Genomic DNA, 9,430 nt, shown 5'->3' with positions numbered 1-9,430 from the left:
CGCCGGTACGGGCCCGGGTGCGGGCGCCGGTACGGGCCCGGGTGCGGGCGCCGGTACGGGCCCGGGTGCGGGCGCCGGTACGGGCCCGGGTGCGGGCGCCGGTACGGGCCCGGGTGCGGGCGCCGGTACGGGCCCGGGTGCGGGTGCGGGCGCCGGGCGCGGGCTTGGGGTCGACCGGCTTCGGGGCGGCCGGGAGCCGGCTTTCGGCCGCCGCCCGTCTGCCCCGCCCGGCCGCCACCGGGGCATTGCGCCGTCATGCCGTTCGGCGGCGGGCCAGGAGCTGCCCGGGGGCGCACTCCGGTACGGTCGCGACGGTCGTCGCCACAGCGACCGTCACCAGCCGAGCAGTCCGCAGCGCCCCGCGGAACGCACAGGCCCGGGTCCTCCCCCGCCGCTCTGCCGCCGATGCCGCGGCCGCCGTACCCCTCGACGTCCTGGGTGGGGGTGGACGGGGGAATCCGCCGCTCGCGGTCAGCACGCCTGGACGCCCACCCCGGCCGCGTACCGTGCCGCGCCTTCGGCCGTCTCGCCCGCCCAGCCGACATAACCGTCGGGCCGGACGAGGAACACCCCGTCCCCGTAGGCCTCGTACGACGGGATCCGCGCGGTGCGGACAGTGGAGAGCCGCGGCAGGTCGGGCGCCGCACCGACCGCCAGCAGGGTCCAGTGCGGCCCCCGGAACACGTCGAAGAGCCGCACGCCGCCGCGAACCCCGTCCGGCGCCCGGTCGCCTGCGCGCAGGGCATCCTCGGACAGGCCGGTGCGGGTCTCCACCGCGAGGGAAGAGCCCCGGTAGCCCAGGCCGAGCTGCTGGGTGGCCGCGCCGCGCCGGACCTCGCCCCGGTGGACCCGGGTGGACAGGCCGAGCATCTGCGCGGCGACGGGCAGCCGTTCCTCCTCGTAGGAGTCGAGGAGGGACTCGGGAGCCGCGGCGCGCAGCACCCCGTCCAGCTTCCAGCCCAGGTTGTACGCGTCCTGGACGCTGGTGTTGAGCCCCTGGCCGCCCGCGGGTGAGTGGACGTGCGCGCAGTCGCCGATGAGGAAGACGCGGCCTTCGCGGAACCGGTCGGCCATCGCGGCCCGCGGCCGGAAGTCCGAGGCCCAGCGCACCTCGGTCACGGCGTCGGGCGCGAGGTGCGAGTACGCGGCGACGAGCGTGCGGATGCCGTCGAGGGAGAGGTCGACCTCCGATCCCTCCGGGAGCTGCGCCGCGACCTGGAAGTCCGCCGTGCCGGCCAGCGGGCAGATCGCGAGGAAGCCCCTGCCGTCGGCGGGCGGGAAGACGTGCCAGTTGTCCCGGTCGAGCCCCGTGATCCGGACGTCGGCCACCAGCATCGGATTCGGGTCCACGGTCTCGCCGGACATACCGATCCGCAGGGCGCGCCGCACGGTGGAGCGGCCGCCGTCGGCGGCGACGGCGTAGCGTGCGCGGACGGGTGCGCCGGAAGCGAACTCGGCCGTCACCCCGTCCTGGTCCTGCGCGATCCCCACCAGTTCCCGGCCGAAGGCGACCTCCGCGCCCAGCTCCGTCAGCCGCTCGAAGAGGATCTCCTGGGTGCGCCACTGCGGCACCATCCAGGGCTCACCGTACGGCGAGCCCTCGCTCGACCCGGTCTCGTCGAACATCCGGTGCTCGCCCTGCCGGTTGCCGTCCTGCCAGATCATCCCGACGGGGTAGGGCGCGCCCGCGGACCGAATCGCCTGGTGCACGCCGAGGTCGTCGAAGACCTCCAGGGTGCGGGGCTGGAGGCCCTTGCCGCGCGAACCGGGGAAGAGCCCGGCGGCCCGTTCCACCAGCAGGGCCCGTACCCCGCGCCGGGCGAGGTCGACGGCGAGCGTGAGGCCGGCGGGGCCCGCTCCGACGATCAGTACATCCGTGTCCACGACACTCTCCTTAACAGCGTTAAGTTGCCTGCCCCCAGAGCCTGCACTTAACGGTGTTAAGCTGTCAAGCGTGGCTACCCGGAAAACCCCGAAGCTGGACAAGAAGCAGGCCGTCGCGACGGGCCTGAGGCTGCTCAACGACGCCGGACTCGACGGGCTCACCCTGCGGGCGATCGCCAAGGAGCTGGACGTCCAGGCGCCCGCCCTCTACTGGCACTTCAAGAACAAGCAGGAACTGCTCGACGAGATGGCGACGGAGATGTACCGCCGGATGGTCGCGGACTCGCGGCCCACTCCGGGCGCCACCTGGCAGCAGCGGCTCCTGGACGTCAACCGCGGCCTGCGCACCGCTCTGCTCGGCTACCGCGACGGCGCGAAGGTCTTCAGCGGCTCCCGCTTCACCGGCACCGAACACGCGGTCCAGATGGAAGAGAACCTCCGCGCCCTGGTCGAGGCCGGCTTCGAACCCTCCCAGGCCGTCCGGGCCACCTCCACTGCCTACTTCTTCACCCTCGGCTTCGTCACCGAGGAACAGGGCGTCGAGTCGCTCCCCGGCGAGCGCAGGGAGGGTTACGACATCGACGAACGCGCCGCCCGCATGGGCGACTTCCCCCTCGCCGCGGCCGCGGGCGCCGATCTCTTCCAGGACTTCGGCGCGGGCTTCGAGGAAGGCCTGCGCCTGGTGATCGCGGGCATCGGGGCGCGGTACGGGGTCAGCTGACCACCGCAACATCCCGGCACCTGCCCCACCGGCGGCCCCGACGCGGCCGGGCGCGGCCGGGCCTCTCGCGTCGCGGAGGTGTGGCGCCGGCACGGGCTCGGCCCCACCGCGCTGGTGGCGCACGACCACGGGGTGAGCGCCGGCCGGGAGCTGCCGGCCCGCGCCGCCGGCCCGCCGTTCGCCGGCACCGCGGCCATTGCGGACCCGGGCTGTTCGTGTGGGGCCCGCCGGCCCGATCAGCGGTGCGCGCGTACGCGCCCGGATCCGGGCGCGCCTGCCGCGTGCTCACGTCGTCGAGCTCGCCGGGCCGCGGCCGTCGGACACCAGCCGCGGCTGGAGCAGCCGGAGGTGGTTGCGGCGGTGCTCACCCGGTGTCGTCCCGGGCGAGTTCGAGCGCCACTTCTTGGAGGATCTGCTCGGTGGGCCGCTCCGGGTCGATCTCGTCGTAGGCGTCGGCCACCGACTCGAAGGCGAGGATGAATCCGCTGATCAGTGCGCTCAGGGGCGCGGAGAGCTGACTCAGCACCGACAGTCCGGCCTCCTCGGGTCCCGCGGAAGCCGGGACGATGAACTCGTCGGGGATCACCTCGCCGAGGAGATCGGACACGAAGCCCTCCTCGGCGCCTCCCCGCAGGGCTGTGAGGGCGGCGATGGCCTTGAGCTTGATCTCGTTCTCGGTCACGTTCCGAGCGTAGGAGCACCGCGGCGCTGCGGCCGCCCGACCGAAACCCCCGCGTCGCACTACGGCGAGCGCCTGCCCGGGTGATCGGGGCGGTCGGCGTTGGACGGACGGCGGTGCGGAGCCCCGGCCGCCGTCCAGGCCGTCCGGATGGCGCCCGGCGGCCTCGGCCATGAGCCGGGCTCCGCGCGGGGCGGCCACCTCCTCCTCCGCGGCGAGGGACGTCGCGCCGTCGCCGGTACGCCACCAGAGCCTTCCGCGTCCGCCCCTCGCCCCTTAGGCCCGTCGCCGCCCCTCCTTCACGTGACGGGTTCCGGCGCCGGTAAGGGACCCGGCAGCGGCCCCGGCCCGGGGTGCGGTTCCGGCCGCGGTGCCGGCGGCGGCTGTGGGTCGGGCTCGGGCTGCGGGGGTGCAGGGGGCACCGGGTCCGGGCCGCCGGGCGCGGGTACGGGTCCGGGCAGCGGCCCGGGGTGCGGACCGGGTCCTGGACCTGGTGCCGGAGTGGGGCTCGGCGGTACGGGATCGTTCGGTGGAGTGCCCATGGCGGCTCCGTCCTGGAGAGGTGGAGGCTGCGGTGGACCGGAGGGCCGGTCGCACCCGCGTCTACCCACCGAGCGGCCGGACATCCTCCGGGGGCGTGGGCGGCAGATCGGCGGCCGGGGGCGTTTGGAGGGGCGGGAACGGGTTAGACGCAGCGAGGAACAGGTTCCCAACGACAGGAGTGAGACATCGTGTCGGGCGAAGAGAAGATGCGGGCCAAGAAGGAACAGGCGAAGGGCAAGGCCAAGGAGACCGCGGGCCGCGCCGTCGGCAACGAGGGCCTCACCGCCAAGGGACGCGCGGAGCAGGCCAAGGGTGACGCCCGCGCGGCCAAGGAGAAGGCCAAGGACGTCTTGAAGGACTAGCGGGTACGGACTGCGACTGCGCAAGCCCGCTTCTTTCGCGCGAAGGCCGCCCCCCGGGCCGATGCCCGGGGGGCGGCCTCATCACCTGGGAGGGTGACATGAGCAAGCAGGAGCCGAGGCGTCGACGCCCGCCCACCCCGCCCTCGGAAGCGGTCGGAGAGGCGGGTGACCAGGAGGCCCGGCGGGCAGCGGACGACGCCGTCACCGGCCGTGTCGGGGAAACCGGCCGGGGCGACAGTGGAGGCCGTACCGCCAAGCGGCAGCGGCCCGGAACCGGGCGCGAGGAACAGGTCCGCCCGCATCAGGGGCGGGCGGATGAAGGACGCTGACTCCGTGACCCGTCCGCGATCTCGCTGACGGACCCGCTGCGGGGCCGCAGCGGGATGCGGCTCGGCGGGAGGGACGGGTCCTGCGCCCCGGGGACCGATGGCCGGTGCGTGCGTCGCCGCCGCAGCCGCCGCCTGGGGCCGTTCCCGCACCACGGGGTCGCGGTCGTGCCCCCACACGTCGGGCAGGGGCAGGGTCCCGGCCGGGCCCGTGGCTTTCGCGCGCTTACCCGGCCCGGGCACGCATGCGGTGATCACGGATCACGCGTCGCGACCCGTGTCACGACCCCGTGTAACGGAGGACCACCGCGACACCGTCTTCGATGGGCAGTTCCTCGTCCGGTACGCAGATCAGCTCGGCCTGGGTGCCTGCGGCCGCGCGGATCAAGGCCGCTCCGGGTGCGGGCTCCTCCCAGTAGTAGTGCAGGCCGAAGGCGCTCAGCTCTTCGCCCGTCAGAGCCAGATGGACGGGTGCGGCGCCGACCCACAGGTGCCGGTGGAGCCGCACGGGCCGGCTGAGGATCAGGGTCTGGGCCTGCCCGCGCTGGAGGGCGGCGACCCCGGCGGCGCATCCCTCGACGTACTCGGGGTGGCGGGCGCGCTGCGCGAGGAAGGTGTCGACCTGGTGCCTGTCGCGCTCGGAGAGCCTTCCGTCGAGCAGGATGGCGAGTTCCTCCTCCAGGAGGGCGCGGCCGGGCTCACGCCGGCGGTGCTGCCCGTCCTTGAGCTTCACGAAGGCGCCGTGCAGTCGGCTCGGTGCGGCTCTCATGAGGCTGTTGACGGCCCACGGGTCCCCGGCCACCACGACCATCTCGGTACCGGCGGCGTCCATTTCCGTCACCAGTTCCCCGACGAGCCGTTCGACCGCTTCGGGCCAGCCGTCCACCGGTATCCGCCGGTGGGATCGCGCTCCCGGCGCGACGCGGCTCGTGGGCCAGCGCCCGCTCTCGGAGTCGATCTCCAGCTCCTCGTCCGGGCCGCCGTGCCCGGCGGGGCGCCCGGCGGTGCGCTCCGGGACGTGCACGCGGTGCAGGATCACCACCGTGTACGGGATGTCCGGGGCGTGCTGAAGAGCGAGCGACAGCGTGTCGGGCAGCATCCCGTACAGAGCCGTGTCACGCGCCGGCGGCTCGGGGAGGGTTTCGGCGAGGACCAGCTTCCCGTGGGCGGCGAAGACGGCCTGGCCATGCGGGCCGGCCACCTCGCGGTCCGTACCGACGGCATCGGCGATCGCTTCGACCGTGGCCTGCTCGGCGTCGTGGGCCAGCAGGCTCCTGCGGAGCTTGCGCCATCGCGATTCCACGGCCCGGTCGGGGTCGTCCCGGTCACGGGAGGTGTCGAGGTACGCCGAGGCGATGGGGCCGGGATGGGCGTAGAGCGGAGTGAGGAACTGCAGCTTCACGGCTTCCTCCCGCGGAGAAGGAGTGCGCGTCGGCGCGTCGCCCCGCTGCCCGGGCCGGGCGCCGGAGCCGGGCCTGGACGTCACCGGACGGACCGGCGCGGTGCCCGTGCGTGCTCGCCCTACAGCGACGGAGGCCGCGGGCCCCCGGGTGCGGGTTCGGGGCCCGGGCCGGGGCTCGGTGCCGGTCGGGGGGCCTGCGGATCGCCGGGCCTCGGATGCGTGGGAGGGGCCGGGCTGGGCTCCGACGGATCACGCGGGCGGGGGTGCGTGGGCGGGCCGGTCTTCTGATGCCTCATGCTGCGCACCTACCCCCATCGGAGAGCCGTAGACCCGACGCGGACGAGCACCCGCCGCCGCGGCACGCCGGCACTGCGGGCCTGCACGGACCACGCGGACCACGCGAATGTGGCGACGGCAGGCGACGACTGCCGGGCCCGCCCGCGGAGACGGAATGCGCCCGATCAGATCGCGTCCCGGGGAGTGGGCCGCACCTCGAAGCCGGGCAGGTCCTGCGGCGTACCCGTCTCCTCGCGGACCTCGACGGCACGGACCTCGGCCGCGGCCGGTCCCGTACGCGCCCATCGCACCATCGCCGCAACGGCGTCCTCGGCGCCTTCGAACACCGCCTCGACGTCACCGCCGGGCAGATTCCGCACCCACCCCGACACGCCGTGCGCCAGTGCCTCACGGCGGCACGTGTCCCGGAAGAACACCCCTTGCACGGTCCCCGACACGATCACGCGCTTGCGTACCATGCTCCGACGATAAGGCCGGTCCCGTCCGTTTCCGGCCCGCCGGGACGCCGCGTAGGCCAAGGTGGGGACATGGTGCATGTACTGGGCAGCAGGATGCTGCTGCGTCCCACGGATCCCGAGCGCTCGCGCGCCTTCTACGGAGACGTCCTGGAGCTCGCCGTCTACCGCGAGTTCGGCACCGGCCCCGAGCGGGGCACGGTCTACTTCCTCGGCGGGGGATTCCTGGAGGTGTCGGGCCGCGCAGAGGCGCCGCCCGCGCCCGGGCTGCAGCTGTGGCTCCAAGTCGCGGACGCGCAGGCGGCGTACGAGGAACTGCGCGGCCGGGGCGCCGAGGTGCTGCGGCCTCCACGGCGCGAGCCCTGGGGCCTGATCGAGATGTGGATCGCCGATCCTGACGGCGTGCGCATCGCCGTCGTGGAGGTGCCGGCGGACCATCCGCTGCGCTTTCGCCCCTGATCGGGTCGGGGCCGCCGTCAGCACGCGGCGGCCCGGAGGAGCGGGCCTAGGGCCTGTGGGCCGTGTGGCTGCCGCAGGACACGGGCCGGGCGTGGCCGGCGTCGATGTCGAGCTCTCCTGCGGTGGGCGTCGGCGGCGACGGAGACGACACGTCCTGAAGGTGAGCGCGAACGGTCCCGGGTGGTGGGTGCCCAGCTGCATCCCGGAGCCGTCCTGCGCGCGGCGGAGGCCCGGACGGAGGAGAAGTCGGCCAGGTCGGCCCCGCGGACCTCACCGTGCCCGCCGTGCCCGCCGTGCCCGCCGTGCCCACCGCGGCCGCCGCGGCCCCTCCCGTACGGTGTCACCCGCCCGAGCCACGGACCGTGAGCGCTCACGGAACCTGACGGCTCCCGGCCCGTGCCGGCGCCCGTCACCACGGTCGTGCGACCCCCGAGATCCGGCAGGCCGACCGCAAGCGACAGCCGCGGGCCACGGCCGCGCGGTACGCGCTCACGCCCCCCGGTGTCCCCGGCGCGGCGGCGTTGTGCGCGCCCGAGTGGAGCACGGCGCGCTCAGCCCGGATGATGGGAGAGGGCGAGGTGAGCCGATGAGGTGAGTCCCATGACCATGCAGACCTCCTACCCGCCGGTGACGGTGACGGCCAGGCTCGACGCGCCGCTGTCCCGCTGGCTGTGGCTGGTCAAGTGGTTCCTGGCCATTCCGCACTACATCGTGCTGGCTTTCCTCTGGATCGCCTTCGTCGTCGTCTGCCTGATCGCGTTCTTCGCCATCCTCTTCACCGAGCGTTACCCCCGCGCCCTCTTCGACTTCAACCTCGGGGTGCTCCGCTGGTCCTGGCGGGTCTCGTACTACGCGCACGCCGTGCTCGGAACGGACCGGTACCCGCCCTTCAGCCTCGGCCCCGAACCCGACTATCCGGCCCGCCTGGACATCGCCTACCCCGAGCGGCTCTCCCGGGGCCTGGTCCTGGTCAAGTGGTGGCTGCTCGCCATTCCGCAGTACCTCGTGATCGCCATCTTCACCGGGACGGCCAACAGGGGCTGTTGGAGCGGCGGCCTGATCGCCCTGCTCGCCCTGTTCGCGGTCGTCGCTCTGGCCTTCACCGGGAAGTACCCCCGCGATCTGTTCGACCTGCTGACCGGACTCAACCGGTGGGTGCTCCGCGTCAGCGCGTACGCCGCGCTGATGACGGACGAATATCCCCCGTTCCGTCTCGACATGGGCGGCGACGAGCGCCCGGCCGCCGCAGCGCTCGACTGAGGCGCCGCACAGACAGGATCCGACCGTGTCCGCACCACCCCTCGACACCACCGCGGTGCTCCCCCTCATCGAGGACGCCGTCACCGCACCCTCCATGCACAACGCCCAGCCGTGGAAGTTCGTCCTGCGGCCCCACGACCGCAGAATCGAGCTGCACGGCGACCCCGAACGGGCCATGCTCCACACCGACCCTGACCTGCGGGCCCTCCACCTCGGCTGCGCCGCGGCTCTGTTCAACCTCCGGGTGGCCGCGGCGGACAGCGGCTGGGAGACGGCCGTCACGCTCCTGCCCGACAACGACAGACCGCTGCACCTCGCGGACGCGGTGCTGCGGGAGACCACGGCCGCGGACCCCGCCCTCACGGCCCTGCACCCCGCCGTACGACGCCGCCACACCAGCCGCTTCCCCTTCACCGACGAGGAGATCCCGCCCGCCGTACAGGACGCCCTGTGCGCGGCGGCCCTCCTCGAAGGGGCGCGGCTGGTCCTCCCGGACGCCTGGCACACCGAAGCCGTACTGGAGCTCGTCCACGACTCCGAGCACAGCGAGGAGATGGATCCGGCAGTACGGGAGGAAGCCGCTCGGTGGATCCACACGGACGCGGCGCCCGACGGGCCGCGCGACGCGGGCATCCCCGGCTACGCGTTCGGGCCCCGCCAGTTGGGATCCCGTGCGCCGGTACGGGACTTCGGCACCTGGAGCCCCGTTCCGGGCCGTGAGTCGGCCGTCTTCGAACAGAACCCCCGCATCGCGCTGCTCGGCACGTCCGAAGACACTCCGGCGGACTGGCTCCGGGCCGGCCAGGCGCTGCAACGCGTCCTCCTGCGGGCCACGGCGGACGGGCTCGTCGCCTCCATGACCTCGCAGCCCCTCGAATGGCCCGAACTGCGCTGGGCCGTCCGTGACCCGGTCGCCCCGATGGGCCACGTCCACATGGTGCTGCGCCTGGGCTACGGCCCCCAGGGCCCCAGCACGCCGCGCCGCCCGGCCGCCGAGGTGCTCGACGTGCGCTGAGGCCCGTGCCGAAAGGAGCGCCGGGCG

The 9,430-nt window shown here is 74.2% G+C and carries 9 protein-coding genes and 1 pseudogene; 5 read left to right on the top strand and 5 right to left on the bottom strand.

Features of this window, described 5'->3' with window-relative positions:
• Together ACFCZ1_RS03460 and ACFCZ1_RS03455 are read right to left on the bottom strand one after the other, a co-directional pair.
• Positions 1–238: pseudogene (locus ACFCZ1_RS03460) on the bottom strand (hypothetical protein); the annotation flags it as partial.
• Between the two features lie 233 nt (positions 239–471).
• Complete coding sequence (locus ACFCZ1_RS03455; RefSeq protein WP_376676632.1) at positions 472–1,884, bottom strand: FAD-dependent oxidoreductase; 1,413 nt, start codon at positions 1,882–1,884, stop codon at positions 472–474.
• A gap of 70 nt (positions 1,885–1,954) precedes the next feature.
• Between ACFCZ1_RS03455 and ACFCZ1_RS03450 the strand changes: the two genes are divergently transcribed.
• Positions 1,955–2,605 carry a TetR/AcrR family transcriptional regulator C-terminal domain-containing protein gene (locus tag ACFCZ1_RS03450; protein WP_376676631.1) on the top strand — a complete coding sequence of 217 codons (651 nt, stop codon included), beginning with the start codon at positions 1,955–1,957 and terminating at the stop codon, positions 2,603–2,605.
• A gap of 364 nt (positions 2,606–2,969) precedes the next feature.
• Here the strand turns inward: ACFCZ1_RS03450 and ACFCZ1_RS03445 are convergent, their stop codons facing one another.
• A complete protein-coding gene (locus tag ACFCZ1_RS03445) occupies positions 2,970–3,287 on the bottom strand; it encodes a hypothetical protein (protein ID WP_376676630.1) in 318 nt (105 codons plus the stop codon).
• Positions 3,288–4,015: 728 nt separating this feature from the next.
• Between ACFCZ1_RS03445 and ACFCZ1_RS03440 the strand changes: the two genes are divergently transcribed.
• Positions 4,016–4,189, top strand: a complete 174-nt coding sequence (locus ACFCZ1_RS03440) for a CsbD family protein (RefSeq protein ID WP_376676629.1) — start codon at positions 4,016–4,018, stop codon at positions 4,187–4,189.
• Positions 4,190–4,795: 606 nt separating this feature from the next.
• Here ACFCZ1_RS03440 and ACFCZ1_RS03435 read toward each other — a convergent pair.
• Both ACFCZ1_RS03435 and ACFCZ1_RS03430 read right to left on the bottom strand, forming a co-directional pair.
• Complete coding sequence (locus ACFCZ1_RS03435) at positions 4,796–5,917, bottom strand: hypothetical protein (RefSeq protein ID WP_376676628.1); 1,122 nt, start codon at positions 5,915–5,917, stop codon at positions 4,796–4,798.
• A gap of 461 nt (positions 5,918–6,378) precedes the next feature.
• Complete coding sequence (locus ACFCZ1_RS03430) at positions 6,379–6,672, bottom strand: acylphosphatase (protein ID WP_376676627.1); 294 nt, start codon at positions 6,670–6,672, stop codon at positions 6,379–6,381.
• Between the two features lie 69 nt (positions 6,673–6,741).
• Here ACFCZ1_RS03430 and ACFCZ1_RS03425 point away from each other — a divergent pair, with 69 nt between their 5' ends.
• The 3 genes from ACFCZ1_RS03425 (at position 6,742) to ACFCZ1_RS03415 (ending at position 9,403) form a co-directional block, all read left to right on the top strand.
• On the top strand, positions 6,742–7,128 hold the full coding sequence (locus ACFCZ1_RS03425; RefSeq protein WP_376676626.1) for a VOC family protein: 387 nt from the start codon (positions 6,742–6,744) through the stop codon (positions 7,126–7,128).
• 600 nt (positions 7,129–7,728) lie between these two features.
• Complete coding sequence (locus tag ACFCZ1_RS03420) at positions 7,729–8,388, top strand: DUF4389 domain-containing protein (RefSeq protein ID WP_376676625.1); 660 nt, start codon at positions 7,729–7,731, stop codon at positions 8,386–8,388.
• A 25-nt stretch (positions 8,389–8,413) separates the two neighbouring features.
• The gene (locus tag ACFCZ1_RS03415; protein WP_376676624.1) at positions 8,414–9,403 is read left to right on the top strand and encodes an Acg family FMN-binding oxidoreductase; all 990 of its coding nucleotides are present in this window, start codon (positions 8,414–8,416) and stop codon (positions 9,401–9,403) included.
• Positions 9,404–9,430: the final 27 nt, after the last annotated feature.

Source organism: Streptomyces sp. NPDC056224 (genome assembly GCF_042267665.1).
Taxonomy (GTDB): domain Bacteria; phylum Actinomycetota; class Actinomycetes; order Streptomycetales; family Streptomycetaceae; genus Streptomyces.
The sequence above is the reverse complement of the archived record's forward strand: the minus strand, read 5'-3'. Positions and strand labels throughout refer to the sequence as shown.